Source organism: Aquipseudomonas alcaligenes NBRC 14159 (genome assembly GCF_000467105.1).
In the GTDB taxonomy this organism is placed as follows: Bacteria; Pseudomonadota; Gammaproteobacteria; order Pseudomonadales; family Pseudomonadaceae; genus Aquipseudomonas; species Aquipseudomonas alcaligenes.
In genome coordinates, this window is record NZ_BATI01000003.1 from 57,749 (window position 1) to 75,632 (window position 17,884).

The following is a 17,884-nucleotide window of genomic DNA, read 5'->3' on the forward strand; positions in this document are numbered from 1 at the left end:
TCGGCAGCCCCGTCGACAGACGGTAAACTGCCAGCGCCCGATCATCACAACAAGGACCACCGATGGATCTCGTACTCGACCTGATCGCCACCCTCTCGCGCTGGTGCCGCGGCAACCTGTACGACATCTCCCTGGCGATCATGGCCACCCTGTTTGTGCTGTTCGGGCCCGGCATCAACGCCTGGGTGCAGAAGTCCATCAGCGGCCTCAACTTCGTCCTGCGCACCCTGATCTTCGTGCTGGTCTGCGCCATCGGCTACGGCCTCGCCATCGTCTTCCTAACGCCCTGGCTGGCCAAGGGCCTGGGCTACTTCAACAACTTCACCCTGTCGCCGGTCCTGCTACTAGTCTTCTTCCTGATCGGCGTGCTGGCCGATCGCAGCTAGCGGCGCCCAGCGGGGCGCCCGTCAAGGAGCCCCATGAAGCCACTCAAGCATCTCTATCTGTACTTCCAGGATGGCCAGCGCCTGGCCTTGCGCTTTCCCAAGCAGAGCGAGGACCCGGCCGCCGTCGCCCGCGCCCTGCGCAAGCAGCTGGAATCGCCCTTCCTGAGCATCGAGGTGGATGGCGACCTACTGATGATTCCGCGCGAAAGCATCAAGTACCTGCAGGTCTGCCCGATGCCGGCCGCCCTGCCGGAGCTGACCATCCAGGGCGCCGAGGTCATCGACTAGCCCCCCGCCGCCAGCCAGCCGAGCGGCCCCGGGACTGCGTCACCCTGCAGCCGCTCGACTATCGCCAATCAATCTAATGCTCGGGGCCAAACCGGGATTAAATTGAACCTAGGCAAGTGCAGGGAGAATCGTGACCTATGCAGATCAATGGCTACAGCGGTAACCTGCCTCTCTCGACTCAGGTCATCAACAAGTACGGCCCGGCCAATCCCGAACAGGTGAACAAGGCCGTGGATGCTGCTTCCGACCGAGTCGCCGAGCGCCAGGAGAGCCGCGAACTGAGCCAGGCCGCCACGCGCGGCGCGGCCACCCAGATCTACAGCGCCAACACGCAGCAAAGGCAGATCGAAACCTATCTGGCAGTCGCCAGTGAAGGCCAAGTCGACAGCCAGCCCAGCCCGTTGGAGACCGCCAGCAATCTGAGTGAGGCGCAGCAGCGCAACGACCAGGCGCAGAACATCGCAGACATCGCCAGCCGCCCCGAGCGGCCTGAGAACGATCCGGCCAGGCCGGAGCCCTACGCTGCAACCTATGCCTGAGCCGCCAGGCGGACAGGCACAAAAAAGCCGCCCTCGGGCGGCTTTTTGCTTTGACCTGCAGCTTACAGCTGCGGGCCGGCGTTGCGGATGGCGTCAGACACGTCGAACTTCTTGAAGTTGTCGATGAACAGCTTGGCCAGGCCTTTGGCAGCCTCGTCGTAGGCGTTCTTGTCAGCCCAGGTATTGCGCGGGTTGAGCAGGTTGGTCTCGACGCCCGGAACGGCCTTCGGCACGTCCAGGTTGATGATCGGCAGGTGCTCGGTCTCGGCGCCGATCAGCGCACCGCTCTGGATGGCCGCGATCACGCCACGGGTGGTCGGGATGTTGAAGCGCTTGCCGACACCGTAGCCACCGCCGGTCCAGCCGGTGTTGACCAGGTAAACCTTGGAGCCGAAGCCATTGATGCGCTTGATCAGCAGCTCGGCGTACTCGCCGGCCGGACGCGGGAAGAACGGCGCGCCGAAGCAGGTGGAGAAGGTCGACTTGATACCACTGCCGCTGCCCATCTCGGTGGAGCCGACCAGCGCGGTGTAACCGGACAGGAAGTGGTAGGCCGCCTGCTCGTTGTTGAGGATCGACACAGGCGGCAGCACGCCGGTCAGGTCGCAGGTCAGGAAGATCACGGCATTCGGCTCGCCACCGAGGTTCTTCTCGCTGCGCTTCTCGACATGCTCCAGCGGGTAGGCCGCACGGCTGTTCTGGGTCAGGCTGTCGTCGCTGTAATCCGGCACGCGGCTATCGTCGAGCACCACGTTTTCCAGCACGGTACCGAACTGGATGGCTTTCCAGATCACCGGCTCGTTCTTCTCGGACAGGTCGATGCACTTGGCATAGCAACCGCCCTCGATGTTGAACACCACGCCCTCGCCCCAGCCGTGCTCATCGTCGCCGATCAGGTAGCGGCTTTCGTCGGCGGACAGGGTGGTCTTGCCGGTGCCGGACAGGCCGAAGAACAGGGTCACGTCGCCTTCTTCACCGATGTTGGCAGCACAGTGCATCGGCAGCACGTCCTTTTCCGGCAGCAGGAAGTTCTGCACGGAGAACATGGCCTTCTTCATTTCACCGGCGTAGCGCATGCCGGCCAGCAGGACTTTCTTCTGCGCGAAATTGATGATCACGCAACCATCGGAGTTGGTGCCATCACGCTCCGGCACGCACTCGAAGTTGGACACGTTGAGCACCTTCCACTCGTCCTTGCCGGCCGGGTTGTAGGTCTCCGGCTCGATGAACAGCTGGCGACCGAACAGGTTCTGCCAGGCGGTGGCGGTGGTCATTCTGACCGGCAGGTAGTGCTCGGCGGCGGAGCCGACATGCACGTGAGACACGAAGAAGTCCTGGCCGCGGTTGAATTCCTCGACACGGTCCCACAGGGCATCGAACTTGTCCGCCGGGAACGGGCGGTTGATGTTGCCCCAGGCGATCTTGGCCTCGGTGCTCGGCTCCTGAACGATGTAGCGGTCAGCCGGGGAACGGCCGGTGCGATGTCCGGTACGCACCACCAGCGCGCCATTGGCGGCCAGCTCGCCTTCGCCACGGCGAATGGCCTCTTCGACCAGTTGGGCAACGCTGATATCGGTGTAAACGGCGGTGTTGGCTTGCGTCATTTGGGTCCCCGTCGGCCAGCGGCCGAGTCTTCCGAACGTTGTGTAGTGGACCTAGGCACCCACTACATCGATAAAAAAGTCGCGGGAGTATGCCAGAAAAGCACACTCCTTGGCAGCCTCTTGTCCACTATACCCTTCAATAGAGTGCGGCTATCGCACTCAATGGCGAGTCGCCGAGGGCTCCTGGCTGTCGCCGGTGACGAACAGCTGGGCCACGTCGCTGGCATCGAAGAAGTAGCGCTGGTTGCAGAACTGGCAGTCGATTTCCACCTGACCGCCGCTCTCTTCCAGCAGCGCCTCGGCATCCGCCTGGCCGATGCTGATCAGCGCGCGTGCCGAGCGCTCACGCGAGCAGCTGCAACGGAACTGCAGCGGGCTCGGCTCGAACAGGCGCACGGCTTCCTGGTGATAGAGGCGGTGCAGCACGGTCGGGTTGTCCAGCCCCAGCAGCTCTTCGGCGGTCAGGGTATCGGCCAGGGTCAGCAGGTGGTTCCAGCTTTCCTGGCGCTCCTCGGCCTCGGTCTGGTGGTGCGGCGGCAGCTGCTGCAGGAGCAGGCCGCGCGCGCGCTGGCCGTCGGCACGCAGCCAGAAGCGGGTCGGCAGCTGCTCGGAGGTGGCGAAGTAGGCGGTCAGGCTGTCGGCCAGGCTGTCACCCTCCAGCTCGACGATGCCCTGGTAGCGCTGGCCCTTGGCCGGGTCGATGGTCAGCGCCAGCACGCCGTCCGGCATCAGGTCGCGCAGACCGGCGCCGGCGTCCACCGCCTCGGCGTCGTAGCGGGCGATGCCGCGCACTTCGCGCTCGCTGGAGCATTCGATCATCACCAGCGGCACCGGCCCGGAGGAGCGCGCCTGCAGGATCAGCAGGCCCTCGAACTTCAGGGTTCCGACCAGCAGGGCAGCCGCGGCGAGCATTTCGCCGAGCAGCTGGGCCACCGGCTGCGGGTAGGGGTGCTTGGCCAGCACGTGCTGGTAGCTCTCGGCGAGACTGACCATCTCGCCACGAACATCGTTGTCGTCGAACAGAAAGCGCTGGGTGTGATCGAGGTCGTGCATGGGTACCGCCTGCGGAAAAAGGATGACGGGCCGCCAACGCCTCCAACGGATGCGCCGCGCTCTAAGCCCCAGGGAATGACTCGGATTTTAGGGACAAATGCCCTCACATCCAAGCCGCGCAGGATGGCCGGCGTACTCAGCCGCGCAGACCGAGAATCTGCCGGCGCTGCTTCTTGTTCGGTCGCCCGTCGGTCTGCACCCCCAGCGCACCCGCCTTGCGCAGGGCCGCAGCCTCCTCGCGACGGGCGATGCTGTCGGCGGTTTCCTCATACAGCAGCTGCGCCTCGGGCGCGCCGCGACGCACCATGGACAACGCGCGCACGACCACGGTGCGCTCGTCGAAACCGGCGCGGATCACATACTCGTCGCCGACCTTCGGCTCCTTGCCCGGCTTGCAGCGCTCGCCCCGGCAATGCACCTTGCCACCTTCTATGGCCTCCTTGGCCAGCGAGCGGGTCTTGTAGAAGCGCGCCGCCCACAGCCATTTATCCAGGCGCACCTTGTCGTCTTTGTCGCTCATGCTCATGTCCACATCACTGCATCACAGGTCCGAATCTTGCCTGATGCCGTTGTCACATGGCACAGCTAAACTGCTGCCAATTTCCGGGGAAAGCCTGCATTGAAGACTTTCGACCAACTGTCGGTGATCGGTCTGCGCGAATGGATCAACCTGCCCGAGCTGGGCATGGTCGGCCTGCGCGCCAAGATCGATACCGGCGCCAGCACCTCGACCCTGCATGCCAGCGACATCGTGCCGTTCGAGCGCGACGGCGCTCGCTGGGTGCGCTTCACCGCGCACCTCGGCACCCTGGTGCAGCGCCGCCACGCCAACTGCGAAGCGCCGCTGGTCACGGTGAAGACCATCAAGAGCTCCAACGGCCAGGCGCAGACCCGCTATGTGATCCGCACCCAACTGGCCCTCGGCGATCGCCTGTGGCCGGTGGACTTCACCCTCGCCTGCCGCAAGACCATGCGCTACCGGGTGCTGCTTGGCGCCAAGGCGCTGATCGAAGGCCAACTGGTGGTCAACCCAGCGCTGAGCTACGTACAAGACAAACCCCAGCTTCCTTCACCTACCGGTGCCCAATGAAGATCGCCATCCTGTCGCGCAACCCGCGCCTGTACTCGACCCGTCGCCTGGTGGAAGCCGGCCAGCAACGCGGACACGAGATGCAGGTGATCGATACCCTGCGTGCCTACATGAACATCGCCAGCCATAAACCGCAGATCCACTACCGCGGCCATCCGCTGGAGGGCTTCGACGCGGTGATCCCGCGCATCGGCGCCTCGGTGACCTTTTATGGCTGCGCCGTATTGCGCCAGTTCGAGATGCAGGGCGTGTTCCCGCTCAACGAATCGGTGGCCATCAGCCGCTCGCGCGACAAGCTGCGCTCGCTGCAACTGCTGTCGCGCAAGGGCATCGGCTTGCCGGTGACCGGCTTCGCCCACTCGCCGGACGACATCCCCAACCTGATCCAGATGGTCAATGGCGCGCCGCTGGTGATCAAGGTGCTGGAAGGCACCCAGGGTATCGGCGTGGTGCTGTGCGAGACGGAGAAAGCAGCGGAGTCGGTGATCGAGGCCTTCATGGGCCTGAAGCAGAACATCATGGTGCAGGAATACATCAAGGAAGCCGGCGGTGCCGATATCCGCTGCTTCGTGGTCGGTGACAAGGTGATCGCCGCGATGAAGCGCCAGGCCAAGCCCGGCGAATTCCGCTCCAACCTGCACCGCGGAGGCGTAGCCAGCCTGATCAAGATCACCCCGGAGGAACGCTCCACCGCCATCCGCGCGGCCAAGGTGATGGGCCTGTCGGTAGCCGGGGTGGACATCCTGCGCTCCAACCACGGGCCGCTGGTGATGGAGGTGAACTCCTCGCCCGGCCTGGAAGGTATCGAGACCACCACCGGCAAGGATGTCGCCAGCATCATCATCGACTACCTGGAAAAGAACGCCATTCCCGGCCAGACCCGCACCAAGGGCAGGGGCTAAAGCACCGCCGCCGGCGCGCGGTGCTAATCAGTTGGCGTCGCGCGGCAGCAGCAGCCCCAGCGGCAGGCAGATGCGCGCTTCCAGACCGCCACCGGAGCGGTTGCGCAGCTCCACGCTGCCGCCGTGCAGTGCGGCGATGCGCTTGACGATGGCCAGGCCCAGGCCGGTGCCCTTGCCGCCGCGCGCGCGGTCGCCACGGATGAAGGGGTTGAAGATCTCGCCCATCTCCGCCGGCGCGATACCCGGCCCGCGATCCAGCACGCTGAGCACCACGTAGGGCGCACTGTCGTCACCGGCCAGGCTGGTGACCACCTCGACGTTCTGTCCGCCGTAACGCAGGGCATTGTCCAGCAGGTTGACCAGCAGGCGCTTGAGCGACACCCGGCGCAGCGGGAAGGCCGGCACCCGCTCCAGGCAGAGGCACACGCGCTCCTCCTTCTGGTTGTAGGGCGCCACCGTTTCGCGCACCAGCTCGTCGAGCAGCAGCGGCTCGGGCTTCTCGTCACGCCCGTCGCGAATGAAGGCCAGGAACTGGTCGAGGATGGCGTCCATGTGCTCGATGTCGCGGATCATGTCCTCGCTCATCTCGGCATCGCCGCCCAGCATCTCCAGCGACAGGCGCAGGCGTGTCAGCGGCGTGCGCAGGTCATGCGAGACGCCGGCCAGCATCAGCTCGCGCTCGCGCGCGCCCTGTTCGATGTTCTCGGCCATCTGGTTGAAGGCGCGATACACCTCGGCCATCTCGCTGGGCGTATCACTGACCGGCAGGCGCACGCTGCGCCCCTGGCCGAATTGACGCGCGGCGAACACCAGGCGCTTGAGCGGCGCATTGAGCTGGCGCACGAAGATCCAGGCGGCGGCGGTGGACAGCAGGCCGATGCCAAGGAACCAGCCCAGCACGCTCCAGATCTTCTGCCCGCGCAACGGGTGCGGGTAGAGCGGCACCTTGAGCCAGTCCGGCCCCAGGCTCGGCGCCCTTACCCACAGGGCCGGCGGGCTCTGCACGCGCACTCGCACTTCGGTGTCCGGCCCCAGCTCGGCCTGCATCTGACGCAGGAAGATCTCCGAATAGGGCCAGTGCTGCTCGGTCGCCGGCACCTTGTCCTGCTCCACGCGGCTCAACGTCGCCGCCTCGGCAATGTGCGCACGGTCCTCCGGCTCCGCGGCCCAGTAGGCACGCAGGGTCAGCGCCGCACCGTGACTGTACTGGCGGTCGACCAGCATGTCCTCGTTCATCATCAGGTAGACCAGGGTCAGTGCCTTGGAAAACAGCACGACGATGAGCACCAGCCACAGGGTACGAGCGAAGAAGCTTTGCGGGAACCAGACGGGGGTTTTCATTTAGCTCGCCATGTACCGGTCGCCAGAGCGGCGAGTGTGCCAATGCTGCAAAAGGACCTGACCTGCATAGGACAGCGCGATGCCTGCGGCGGCGCAACACAACAGGTAGGCAGATCGATAGGGGTGACTCCAGTTGCCCCAGGGTGGAGCAAATATCAGCAACGGCAGCGCGAACAGGGCCATGCTCCCGAGTGCCAACTGCAGGCGCCGTAATGGCCATAGCAACGCGCCGGCATTCTGCAGCAGCACTAGCAGCGGGAACCAGCCCAGCTGCAAGGCACTGACCAGGAGGCCCCAGGCCACGCCGCCACGCAGATGGCGACCCTGCTGCAGTGCCAGCTCATGACCGATCCCATAAAAGACCAGCAGCGCCAGACTGCTCAAGCCGCCGAGCAAAACTACCTGCAGGCCATTTCTCAGCAGCACGCGCCGGGATGCCTCACTTGCTGCCATCCGGCACGAACACGTAACCCACGCCCCAGACGGTCTGGATATAGCGCGGCTTGGACGGGTCCGGCTCGATAAGCCGGCGCAGGCGACTGATCTGTACGTCGATGGAACGCTCCAGGGCATCCCACTCGCGGCCACGCGCCAGGTTCATCAGCTTGTCGCGGGTCAGCGGCTCGCGGGCATGCTGGACCAGGGCCTTGAGCACGGCGAACTCACCGGTGGTAAGCATGTGCACTTCGTCGCCCTTCTTCAGCTCGCGAGTGGCCAGCGACAGCTCGTATTCACCGAAGCTCACCGTCTCGTCCTCGCTGGCCGGCGCGCCCGGTACCACCGGCGCCTGGCGGCGCAGCACGGCCTTGATCCGCGCCAGCAGCTCGCGCGGGTTGAACGGCTTGGCCAGGTAGTCGTCGGCGCCGCCTTCCAGGCCCTGGATGCGGCTGGCCTCGTCACCCTTGGCGGTGAGCATGATGATCGGCATCTGGTTGTTCGCCTCGCGCAGGCGACGGCAGGCGGACAGGCCGTCCTCGCCGGGCAGCATGAGGTCGAGCACCAGCAGCTGGAACAGTTCGCGGGCCAGCAGGCGATCCATCTGCTCGACGTTCTCCACCGCGCGCACGCGGTAGCCCTGCTCGCTGAGGAAGCGCTCCAGCAGGCGGCGCAGGCCGGGATCATCATCGACTATCAGGATTTTTTCGCCTTCCGGCGCGGCAGCGGTGCTCATGCAATTTCCCCTTTGACTGTGGCCGCATTATGGCTGAAGGCCGCCCAGGCCCGGCCCCGCCCATTGTTAGCAGATTTTTCCCACGAACGGTTCCCATGCCCTTCCGGGGCGGTGTTTATAATGCGGCGCTTTCGCGTCGGCCTCGGCGTGGTAATTCTGTCAGGTAGGTTTCATGGATAGCATCAACAAGCGTATCGCCGCCGAACTCGGCGTCCTCCCGCAACAGGTCGCCGCCGCCGTGGCCCTGCTTGATGAGGGCTCCACCGTGCCCTTCATCGCCCGCTACCGCAAGGAAGTCACCGGCAGCCTGGACGATACCCAGCTGCGCCACCTGGAAGAACGCCTGCGCTACCTGCGCGAGCTGGACGAGCGCCGCGCGGCGATCCTCGCCAGCATCGAGGAACAGGGCAAGCTGACGCCCGAGCTGACCCGCGAGATCAACGAAGCCGACACCAAGACGCGTCTCGAAGACCTCTATCTGCCATACAAGCAGAAGCGCCGCACCAAGGGCCAGATCGCCCTGGAAGCCGGCCTCGGCGAGCTGGCCGACGGCCTGTTCAATGACCCGACGCTCAACCCGGAAACCGAGGCCGCGCGCTTCGTCGATGCCGAGAAGGGCTTCGCCGATGTGAAGGCCGTGCTCGAAGGCGCCAAGTACATCCTCATGGAGCGCTTCGCCGAAGATGCCAGCCTGCTCGACAAGCTGCGTTCCTTCCTGAAGCACGAAGCCACCCTGAGCGCCCGCGTGGTCGCCGGCAAGGAAACCGAAGGCGCCAAGTTCAGCGACTACTTCGAGCACGACGAGCCGCTGAAAAGCGTGCCGTCGCACCGCGCCCTGGCGATCTTCCGCGGGCGCAACGAGGGCATCCTCGGCGCCAGCCTCAAGGTCGGCGACGAAGCGCCCGGCACCCTGCACCCGTGCGAGCTGATGATCGCCGAGCGCTTCGGCATCGAGCAGCGCGGGCGCGCCGCCGACAAGTGGCTGGGCGAAGTGGTGCGCTGGACCTGGAAGGTCAAGCTCTACACCCACCTGGAAACCGACCTGCTCGGCGAGCTGCGCGAGAAGGCCGAGGACGAGGCGATCACCGTGTTCGCGCGCAACCTGCACGACCTGCTGCTGGCCGCCCCGGCCGGTCCGCGCGCCACCCTGGCGCTGGACCCGGGCCTGCGCACCGGCTGCAAGGTGGCCGTGGTCGACGCCACCGGCAAGGTGCTGGAAACCACCACCGTCTACCCGCACGCGCCGCGCAACGACTGGGACGGCACCCTCGCCATCCTCGCCAAGCTGTGCGCCAAGCACGCGGTGGACCTGATCTCGATCGGCAACGGCACCGCCAGCCGCGAGACCGACAAGCTGGCCGCCGACCTGATCAAGAAGCTGCCGGCGCTCAAGCTGACCAAGGTGATGGTCTCCGAGGCCGGCGCCTCGGTGTACTCCGCCTCCGAGCTGGCCGCCCGCGAATTCCCGGACATGGACGTGTCGCTGCGTGGCGCGGTGTCCATCGCCCGCCGCCTGCAGGACCCGCTGGCCGAGCTGGTGAAGATCGACCCGAAATCCATCGGCGTCGGCCAGTACCAGCACGACGTGTCGCAACTGAAGCTGGCGCGCTCGCTGGACGCGGTGGTCGAGGATTGCGTGAACGCCGTCGGCGTGGACGTCAACACCGCATCCGCCGCACTGCTGGCGCGTATCTCCGGCCTCAACAGCACCCTGGCGCAGAACATCGTGCAGTTCCGCGACGCCAATGGCGCGTTCAAGAGCCGTAGCGAACTGAAGAAGGTGCCGCGCCTGGGCGACAAGACCTTCGAACAGGCCGCCGGCTTCCTCCGCGTGATGAACGGCGACAACCCGCTGGACGCCTCCGCCGTGCACCCGGAAACCTACCCGCTGGTGCAGCGCATCGCCCAGGACACCGGCCGCGACATCCGCTCGCTGATCGGTGACTCCAGCTTCCTGCGCAGCCTCGATCCCAAGCGCTTCACCGACGAGAGCTTCGGCCTGCCGACCGTCACCGACATCCTCAAGGAACTGGACAAGCCGGGCCGCGACCCGCGTCCGGAGTTCAAGACCGCCGAGTTCCAGGACGGCGTCGAGAGCCTCAAGGACCTGCAGCCGGGCATGATCCTCGAAGGCGTGGTGACCAACGTCACCAACTTCGGCGCCTTCGTCGACATCGGCGTGCACCAGGATGGCCTGGTACACATCTCGGCGCTGTCGGAAAAGTTCGTCAAAGACCCCTACGAGGTGGTCAAGGCCGGCGACATCGTCAAAGTGAAAGTCATGGAAGTGGACATCCCGCGCAACCGTGTCGGCCTGTCCATGCGCATGAGCGATACCCCGGGGCAGAAGACCGAGGGCCCGCGTGGTGGCGGGCAGAACCGCGGCGGCAATCAACCGCGCAGCGAGCGCCATTCCAGCCAGGACAAGCCGGCACCGGCCAATGCGGCCATGGCCTCGCTGTTCGCCAACGCCAAGCAGCTGAGGAAATGAGCCATGAGTGACGCATCGCCCGTCGGCAAAGACAGCAACTTCAGCCGCCTGCTCGGCATCCGCATCCTGCGCGCCGAAAACGGCGAGGCCGAACTGCGCATGGCCATGCAGGAGCAGATGCTCAACCTGCACGGGCGCATGCACGGCGGCGCGCTCTATTCGCTGATCGACACCGCCCTCGGCCAGGCCAGCCACAGCCTGTTCGGCGGCGAGGCCGGCAGCATGACCCTGGAGTGCAAGGTCAACTACATCCGCGGCGTCGAGGCCGGCGAGGTGGTCTGCCACGCCCGCGTGCTCAACGCCGGACGCAAGGTGCATGTGCTGGAGGCACGAGTGGAACAGGGCGACAAACTGATCGCCACGGCCCAGGCCACCTTTATCTGCAAATGATCCGACTCCCTCTCCCTCCGGGAGAGGGTTGGGGCGGCCCGCGCAGGGTGAGGGAGGCAGCGCGCTGCTCCAGGCGCCCTCACCCCCGGCCCCTCTCCCAAAGGGAGAGGGGAGTCGCAGGCATTGCGCCTATCCCGGCTATCGGCGCATCCTCCCCTTCCGGTCAGGCGACAGCGCCGGTCCGCATCCGACTTGCAGTGTGGCGGCTCCACCCCCATATAGGGGCGACCGTCGAGTGAAGGAACAAGAATCTTGAGCGATCTCCTCAACCGCCGCCTGGCCCTGCTCGGCGAGGCCGACCACCTGTCCCTGCTGACCCGCTGCCTGCACGGCATCGAGCGCGAGACCCTGCGCGTCACCGCCAACGGCGAGCTGGCGCAGACGCCGCATCCGGTCGCGCTGGGCTCGGCGCTGACCCATGCACAGATCACCACCGACTATTCCGAGGCCCTGCTGGAGTTCATCACCCCGGCCGAGCCAGACCCGGCCGACACCCTGGCCGACCTCGAGCGCATCCACCGTTTCGCCGCCAGCCGCCTGGACGGCGAGTACCTGTGGAGCCCGTCGATGCCCGGCCGGCTGCCAGAGGAAGCGGACATCCCGATCGCCCGCTACGGCAGCTCCAATATCGGCCGCCTCAAGTACGTCTACCGCCAGGGCCTGGCCCTGCGCTACGGCAAGACCATGCAGTGCATCGCCGGCATCCACTACAACTTCAGCCTGGCCGAGGGCCTGTGGCCGTTGCTGCAGCAGCTGGACGGCGACACGCAGAGCGCGCGCGACTACCAGTCCGCCGCCTACATCGCGCTGATCCGCAACTTCCGCCGCTACAGCTGGCTGCTGATGTACCTGTTCGGCGCCTCGCCGGCGCTGGACGCCAGTTTCCTGCGCGGCCGCCCGCACCAGCTGCAGCAGCTCGACGCCGACACCCTCTACCTGCCGTACGCCACCAGCCTGCGCATGAGCGACCTGGGCTACCAGAGCAGCGCCCAGTCGGGCCTGACGCCCTGCTACAACGACCTCGCCAGCTACACCGAGAGCCTGCGCAGCGCCGTGGCCACGCCCTACCCGGCCTATGCCGAGATCGGCACCAAGGACGCCAACGGCGAGTGGCTGCAGCTCAACACCAACATCATCCAGATCGAAAACGAGTACTACTCGAGCATCCGCCCGAAGCGTGTCACCTATTCCGGCGAGCGGCCGATCCAGGCCCTGATGAGCCGTGGCGTGCAGTACGTGGAAGTGCGCTGCCTGGACATCAACCCCTACCTGCCCATGGGCATCGACCTCGACCAGGCGCGCTTCCTGGATGCCTTCATCCTGTTCTGCGCCCTGCAGGACAGCCCGCTGCTGGCCAGCGGCGTGTGCCGCGCCAGCACCGAGAACTTCCTCAAGACGGTCAAGGAGGGCCGCCGCCCGGGCCTGCACCTGCAGCGCGACGGCGTGCCAATCGAACTGCAGACCTGGGCCGGCGAGCTGCTCGACGCCTTCGCGCCCATCGCCGCCCTGCTCGACCGCGCCTACGGTGGCGATGCCTACCGCAACGCCCTGCAGCTGCAGCGGCGCAAGGTCGAGGACGCCAGCCTGACACCGTCGGCACGGGTACTGGCCGAACTGCAGGCACGCGGCGAAAGCTTCCGCGACTTCGCCCTGCGCCAGAGCAAGGCGCATGCCGCCACCTTCCGTAGCCAGCCGCTGACGGCGGGCGAAGAAGCCGCCTTCGAGCGCATGGCGCGCCAATCGCTGGCCGAGCAGGCCGAACTGGAAGCGGCACCGGCCGGCGACTTCGACACCTTCGTCGCCGCCTACCAGGCCAGCATCCTCGGCATTGGCGTTTGAAATCAGGCACCTGGGTGACGGACTGACGCAGCCAGCGGTAGTCCGTCACAAATCCGCCACTTCGACCGCTCGGTTCTGACCAGCGGCACGCCGCGGCCTCCGAGTCAGGCTAGCCTGTGGGGAAACCCGCATTGGCCACCGCCATGACGCCCGCCGAAGACAACCACGACTGGAGCCTGGAGAGCCTCAACAAGGCCTACCAGCAAGGCTACATGGCCGGACTCACCGGCCAGCCGCAACATGCCCAACCCCACCCCGTGGAAGTGCTGGCCGCCGCCTGGGAAGCCGGCTGGGACGATGGCAACGAGCAGTACGCCTTGCACCAGCGCCGCAGCGCCTGAGCCGATACCGATGAAAAAAGGGCCGCATTCGCGGCCCTTTCATTTTGTCCCCGCCCCAGATCGTTTTAGGCGTAGGGCGGGTGAAACCCGCGAGAAACCCCGCGACGCCAGCAGGAGCCCGCGCCCTCGTTCTTATAAGGCCTTCTCGAAGATCTTCGAGTTGCGCTGGTAGTTGTACAGCGAGGCGCGCGCCGCCGGCAGGCGCTCCACCGCGCTGGGCTCGAAGCCGCGCTCCTGGAACCAGTGCGCGGTGCGGGTGGTGAGTACGTAGAGGGTCTTCAGCCCGAGCGCGCGGGCACGCTCCTCGATGCGCTCCAGCAGTTCGTCGCCACGGCCACCGTGGCGGTACTCCGGGTTGACCGCCAGGCAGGCCAGTTCGCCGGCATCCGAGTCGGCGATCGGGTACAGCGCGGCGCAGGCGATGATCAGGCCATCGCGCTCGACGATGCTGAACTGGCCGATCTCGCGCTCCAGCACCTCGCGCGAACGGCGCACCAGGATGCCCTGGTCCTCCAGCGGAGTGATCAGCTCGATCAGGCCGCCGACGTCCTCGATGGTCGCCTCGCGCAGCGACTCGAACTGCTCCTGGTCGACCAGGGTGCCGCCGCCGTCACGGGTAAACAGCTCGGTGAGCAGCGAGCCGTCTTCCATGTAGCTGACGATATGGCTGCGCTTGACCCCGCCGCGGCAGGCCTGGGCGGCGGCGTCGAGCAGCTCGGCCTGGTAGCAGCTGCCCAGGCGTGCCAGGTGCGCCGGCACCTGCTGCGGGCGCAGCTCGCGCACCAGCTTGCCGACCTCGTCGAGCAGGCCGCGCTCGGCGGAAAACAGCAGCAGCTTGTCGGCCTGCAGGTCGATGGCGGCGCGGGTGGCGACGTCCTCGCAGGCCAGGTTGAAGATTTCCCCGGTGGGCGAGTAGCCGAGCGCCGAGAGCAGCACGATGCTGCGCTCGTCGAGCAGGCGGCCAATGCCCTTGCGGTCGACGCGGCGCACTTCACCGGTGTGGTGATAGTCGATGCCGTCGACCACGCCGATCGGCCGCGCGGTGACGAAGTTGCCGCCGGAGACGCGCAGGCGTGAGCCCTGCATCGGCGAGGCGGCCATATCCATCGACAACCTGGCTTCGATGGCGATGCGCAGGCGGCCGACAGCATCGATCACGCAGTCCAGAGTCGGCCCGTCGGTGATGCGCAGGTCGCGGTGATAGCGCGGCGTCAGGCCACGCTCGGCCAGGCGCGCTTCGATCTGCGGACGCGAGCCGTGCACCAGCACCAGGCGCACGCCCAGGCTGTGCAGCAGCACCAGGTCGTGGACGATGTTGCCGAAATTCGGATGTTCCACGCCCTCGCCCGGCAGCATGACCACGAAGGTGCAGTCGCGGTGAGCGTTGATATAGGGCGAGGCGTGGCGGAGCCAGTTGACGTAGTCGTGCATGTAGAGTGTTCGCAGTACGGGTCCATGACTCCCCTCTACCGCCTGGGGGAGAGGGGCCGGGGGAGAGAGGCATCGACTCGCCCTCTCCCCAACCCTCGCCCATGAATGGGAGAGGGGGTTAGTCCGTGGTTATCGTCGTAGCACGGTGAACAAGCTCCGGTCAGTCTGGCGGGTCATAGGCAGTAGTGCTGGATCAGCTGGCGCAGCAGACGCACCGTCGGCTCAATGCGCGCCAGCTCGAGAAATTCCCCCGGCTGGTGGGCACAGGCGATGTCGCCCGGACCGAGCACGATGGTCTCGCAGCCGAGCTGCTGAAGATACGGGGCTTCGGTGCCGAATGCCACCGCCTGCGCTGCATGCCCGGTCAGCTTTTCCGCGACGCGTACCAGTTCGCTGTCGGCGCTCTGCTCGAAGGGCGGCACGTTGGCGAACAAGGGCGCGTAGTCGATGCGCACCTGATGCCGCTCAGCCAGTGGCTGCAGCTTGCCACGGATGGCCGCACGCAGCTGCTCCGGGTCCATGCCCGGCAGCGGGCGCAGGTCGAACTCCAGGGCGCACTGGCCGCAGATGCGGTTGGGGTTGTCGCCGCCGTGGATGCAGCCGAAATTCAGCGTCGGCTGCGGTACGCCGAACTGCGGGTTGTTGAACTCGCACTGCCACTGCGCGCGCAGCAGGCGCAGCTCGCCCATGACATCCTGCATGGCCTCCAGGGCGCTGTGGCCGAGGCTCGGGTCGGACGAATGGCCGCTCTGCCCGAGGATATCGATGCGTTCCATCATCACCCCCTTGTGCAGGCGGATCGGCTTCAGCCCGGTCGGCTCGCCGATCACCGCCGCGCGCCCCAGCGGCCGGCCGGCCGCGGCCAGGGCGCGGGCGCCGGCCATCGAACTCTCCTCGTCGCAGGTGGCCAGCACCAGCAGCGGCTGGCGGAACGGCTGGTCGAGCAGCCCGCGCAGCGCTTCGATCACCAGCGGGAAGAAGCCCTTCATGTCACACACGCCGAGCCCCACCCAGCGGTCGCCCTGCGCGGTCAGGCGCAGCGGATCGCTGTGCCACAGGGCGGCATCGAACGGCACGGTGTCGCTGTGGCCGGCCAGCACCAGGCCGCCGGGACCACTGCCGTAGCTGGCCAGCAGGTTGGCCTTGCCCGGCGCCACCTCCTGGATCTCGCAGGCGAAGCCGAGGTCGCCCAGCCAGCCGGCCAGCAGCTCGATCACGCCTCGGTTGGACTGGTCCCAGTGCGGCTGGGTACAGCTCACCGAAGGCGCGGCGATCAGTGCGGCGAATTGCTGTTGCAGGGAGGGAAGCGACATTTGGCGGGATCTCCTGGGCCTGGAGCCATCATAGAGAGGGCGGCGCCCGCTGCCTACGCCGCGGCAGCACGACCTTTCGTCCGGCCCGACACGTTCGGAAACGAGCCACCGAGCAGAAGTTCCCGCCATCTGGCATACTTCGCGCCCCTTTTTCCGGTCACGAAAACGTCATGTTCGAGATATTCAGCGGGCTCGATGCCTGGGTTGCCATTAGTCTGGTGCTGGCCCTGGCCTTTGTCCTGACCTTCGAATTCATCAACGGTTTCCACGACACCGCCAACGCGGTGGCCACGGTGATCTACACCAAGGCGATGCCGCCGCACCTGGCGGTGATCGCCTCCGGCATCTTCAACTTCCTCGGCGTGGTCCTCGGCGGCATCGGCGTGGCCTACGCCATCGTCCACCTGCTGCCGGTGGAGCTGCTGATCAACGTCAATACCGCCCACGGCCTGGTGATGGTGTTCTCCCTGCTGACTGCAGCCATCGCCTGGAACCTGGGCACCTGGTACTTCGGCATCCCCGCCTCCAGCTCGCACACCCTGATCGGCTCGATCCTCGGTGTCGGCCTGGCCAACGCCCTGCTCACCCAGGTGTCACTGGCCGACGGGGTGAACTGGCAGAAGGCGATCGATATCGGCCTGTCTCTGCTGCTCTCGCCGCTGGCCGGCTTTGCCGTGGCCGCGTTGATCCTGATCGCCCTGCGCCGCGCCTTTGCCGACTCGAAGATGCACGAGACGCCCGAGAGCCGCATGGAGGTCAAGGGCAAGAAGAAGCCGCCGTTCTGGAACCGCCTGGTGCTGATCGTCTCGGCCATGGGCGTGAGCTTCGTGCACGGCTCCAACGACGGCCAGAAGGGCATCGGCCTGATCATGCTGGTGCTGATCGGCATCGTCCCGGCCAAGTTCGTCCTGGACCTCAACAGCACCACCTACCAGATCGAGCGTACCCGCGACGCAGCCATCCACCTGCAGCAGTTCTACGAGCGCAACCATGACTCGCTGAGCGAGTACCTGGCCCTCGGCAAGAACGGCACTACCGAGATGCCCAAGCAGTTCCGCTGCGACGCCAAGCTGACCGAGCCGACCATCGCCGCCCTGCTGCAGACCCTGGACGGCGTCACCGACTACAACCAGATGGATCAGGAAAAACGTACCCAGGTGCGCCGTTACCTGCTGTGCCTGGACGACACCGCGAAGAAGGTCGGCAAGCTCGATGGCCTGGCCAAGCGCGAGAAGGCCGACCTGGACAAGCTGCGCAAGGACCTTACCGCCACCACCGAATACGCACCCCTCTGGGTGATCTTCGCCGTGGCCCTGGCGCTGGGTATCGGCACCATGGTCGGCTGGAAGCGCGTGGTCCTGACCGTCGGCGAGAAGATCGGCAAGCAGGGCATGACCTACGCCCAGGGCATGAGCGCGCAGATCACCGCCTCGATCGCCATCGGCCTGGCCAACGTCTACAGCTTGCCGGTGTCTACCACCCACGTGCTGTCGTCCGGCGTTGCCGGCACCATGGTCGCCAACAAGAGCGGCCTGCAATTCGCTACAGTGCGCAATATCCTGATGGCCTGGGTGCTGACCCTGCCGGCCACCATCCTGCTCTCCGCAGGGCTGTTCTGGCTGGGCGTCAAGCTGTTCGTCTGACGCATCCGCACGCTGCCTGCAAGGCCGCCTTCGGGCGGCCTTGTCGTTACATCGCCGACGAT

Annotated in this window: 18 protein-coding genes; 10 read left to right on the forward strand and 8 right to left on the reverse strand. The window is 66.3% G+C overall.

The window, feature by feature from the left end:
• Positions 1 to 62: 62 nt before the first annotated feature.
• The 3 genes from PA6_RS01130 to PA6_RS01140 all read left to right on the forward strand — a co-directional run bounded on the left by PA6_RS01130 (position 63) and on the right by PA6_RS01140 (position 1,213).
• Positions 63 to 386 (forward strand): DUF3392 domain-containing protein, encoded by a 324-nt coding sequence (locus tag PA6_RS01130; protein ID WP_021699017.1) that lies wholly within the window; start codon positions 63 to 65, stop codon positions 384 to 386.
• A 33-nt stretch (positions 387 to 419) separates the two neighbouring features.
• Positions 420 to 674: a hypothetical protein gene (locus PA6_RS01135; RefSeq protein ID WP_021699018.1), complete on the forward strand. Its 255-nt coding sequence runs from the start codon at positions 420 to 422 to the stop codon at positions 672 to 674.
• 137 nt (positions 675 to 811) lie between these two features.
• A complete protein-coding gene (locus tag PA6_RS01140) occupies positions 812 to 1,213 on the forward strand; it encodes a hypothetical protein (RefSeq protein WP_021699019.1) in 402 nt (133 codons plus the stop codon).
• A gap of 62 nt (positions 1,214 to 1,275) precedes the next feature.
• On the opposite strand, the gene PA6_RS01145 is transcribed toward PA6_RS01140, so the two are convergent.
• From PA6_RS01145 to PA6_RS01155, 3 genes are all read right to left on the reverse strand, one after another.
• Complete coding sequence (locus tag PA6_RS01145) at positions 1,276 to 2,817, reverse strand: phosphoenolpyruvate carboxykinase (RefSeq protein WP_021699020.1); 1,542 nt, start codon at positions 2,815 to 2,817, stop codon at positions 1,276 to 1,278.
• Positions 2,818 to 2,976: 159 nt separating this feature from the next.
• Complete coding sequence (gene hslO, locus PA6_RS01150) at positions 2,977 to 3,870, reverse strand: Hsp33 family molecular chaperone HslO (protein WP_021699021.1); 894 nt, start codon at positions 3,868 to 3,870, stop codon at positions 2,977 to 2,979.
• Positions 3,871 to 4,006: 136 nt separating this feature from the next.
• Positions 4,007 to 4,390, reverse strand: coding sequence for an RNA-binding S4 domain-containing protein (locus PA6_RS01155; protein WP_043216135.1), 384 nt, complete (start codon positions 4,388 to 4,390; stop codon positions 4,007 to 4,009).
• Between the two features lie 99 nt (positions 4,391 to 4,489).
• On the opposite strand from PA6_RS01155, the gene rimB reads away from it, so the two are divergent.
• On the forward strand, positions 4,490 to 4,960 hold the full coding sequence (gene rimB, locus PA6_RS01160; RefSeq protein ID WP_021699023.1) for a retropepsin-like aspartic endopeptidase RimB: 471 nt from the start codon (positions 4,490 to 4,492) through the stop codon (positions 4,958 to 4,960).
• Positions 4,957 to 5,862: a 30S ribosomal protein S6--L-glutamate ligase gene (rimK, locus tag PA6_RS01165; RefSeq protein WP_021699024.1), complete on the forward strand. Its 906-nt coding sequence runs from the start codon at positions 4,957 to 4,959 to the stop codon at positions 5,860 to 5,862. The genes rimB and rimK overlap by 4 nt, the downstream gene beginning before the upstream one ends.
• A gap of 27 nt (positions 5,863 to 5,889) precedes the next feature.
• Here the strand turns inward: rimK and PA6_RS01170 are convergent, their stop codons facing one another.
• The 3 genes from PA6_RS01170 to ompR are packed head-to-tail and all read right to left on the reverse strand — an operon-like array spanning position 5,890 to position 8,374.
• The gene (locus PA6_RS01170) at positions 5,890 to 7,203 is read right to left on the reverse strand and encodes an ATP-binding protein (RefSeq protein WP_021699025.1); all 1,314 of its coding nucleotides are present in this window, start codon (positions 7,201 to 7,203) and stop codon (positions 5,890 to 5,892) included.
• Positions 7,204 to 7,599 (reverse strand): hypothetical protein, encoded by a 396-nt coding sequence (locus PA6_RS01175; RefSeq protein ID WP_021699026.1) that lies wholly within the window; start codon positions 7,597 to 7,599, stop codon positions 7,204 to 7,206.
• 43 nt (positions 7,600 to 7,642) lie between these two features.
• On the reverse strand, positions 7,643 to 8,374 hold the full coding sequence (ompR, locus tag PA6_RS01180) for an osmolarity response regulator transcription factor OmpR (RefSeq protein WP_021699027.1): 732 nt from the start codon (positions 8,372 to 8,374) through the stop codon (positions 7,643 to 7,645).
• A gap of 172 nt (positions 8,375 to 8,546) precedes the next feature.
• Here ompR and PA6_RS01185 point away from each other — a divergent pair, with 172 nt between their 5' ends.
• The 4 genes from PA6_RS01185 to rmf all read left to right on the forward strand — a co-directional run bounded on the left by PA6_RS01185 (position 8,547) and on the right by rmf (position 13,435).
• Positions 8,547 to 10,865, forward strand: coding sequence for a Tex family protein (locus tag PA6_RS01185; protein WP_021699028.1), 2,319 nt, complete (start codon positions 8,547 to 8,549; stop codon positions 10,863 to 10,865).
• A gap of 3 nt (positions 10,866 to 10,868) precedes the next feature.
• Positions 10,869 to 11,255, forward strand: a complete 387-nt coding sequence (locus tag PA6_RS01190) for a PaaI family thioesterase (RefSeq protein ID WP_021699029.1) — start codon at positions 10,869 to 10,871, stop codon at positions 11,253 to 11,255.
• A gap of 252 nt (positions 11,256 to 11,507) precedes the next feature.
• Positions 11,508 to 13,094 carry a glutamate--cysteine ligase gene (gene gshA, locus PA6_RS01195; protein ID WP_021699030.1) on the forward strand — a complete coding sequence of 529 codons (1,587 nt, stop codon included), beginning with the start codon at positions 11,508 to 11,510 and terminating at the stop codon, positions 13,092 to 13,094.
• A 143-nt stretch (positions 13,095 to 13,237) separates the two neighbouring features.
• Complete coding sequence (rmf, locus tag PA6_RS01200) at positions 13,238 to 13,435, forward strand: ribosome modulation factor (RefSeq protein ID WP_021699031.1); 198 nt, start codon at positions 13,238 to 13,240, stop codon at positions 13,433 to 13,435.
• 132 nt (positions 13,436 to 13,567) lie between these two features.
• On the opposite strand, the gene argA is transcribed toward rmf, so the two are convergent.
• Together argA and argE are read right to left on the reverse strand one after the other, a co-directional pair.
• Entirely contained in the window at positions 13,568 to 14,866 is a 1,299-nt protein-coding gene (gene argA / locus PA6_RS01205; protein ID WP_021699032.1) for an amino-acid N-acetyltransferase, read from the reverse strand.
• 173 nt (positions 14,867 to 15,039) lie between these two features.
• Complete coding sequence (gene argE / locus PA6_RS01210) at positions 15,040 to 16,179, reverse strand: acetylornithine deacetylase (RefSeq protein ID WP_021699033.1); 1,140 nt, start codon at positions 16,177 to 16,179, stop codon at positions 15,040 to 15,042.
• Positions 16,180 to 16,349: 170 nt separating this feature from the next.
• On the opposite strand from argE, the gene PA6_RS01215 reads away from it, so the two are divergent.
• On the forward strand, positions 16,350 to 17,822 hold the full coding sequence (locus PA6_RS01215) for an inorganic phosphate transporter (protein ID WP_021699034.1): 1,473 nt from the start codon (positions 16,350 to 16,352) through the stop codon (positions 17,820 to 17,822).
• Positions 17,823 to 17,884 lie beyond the last annotated feature (62 nt).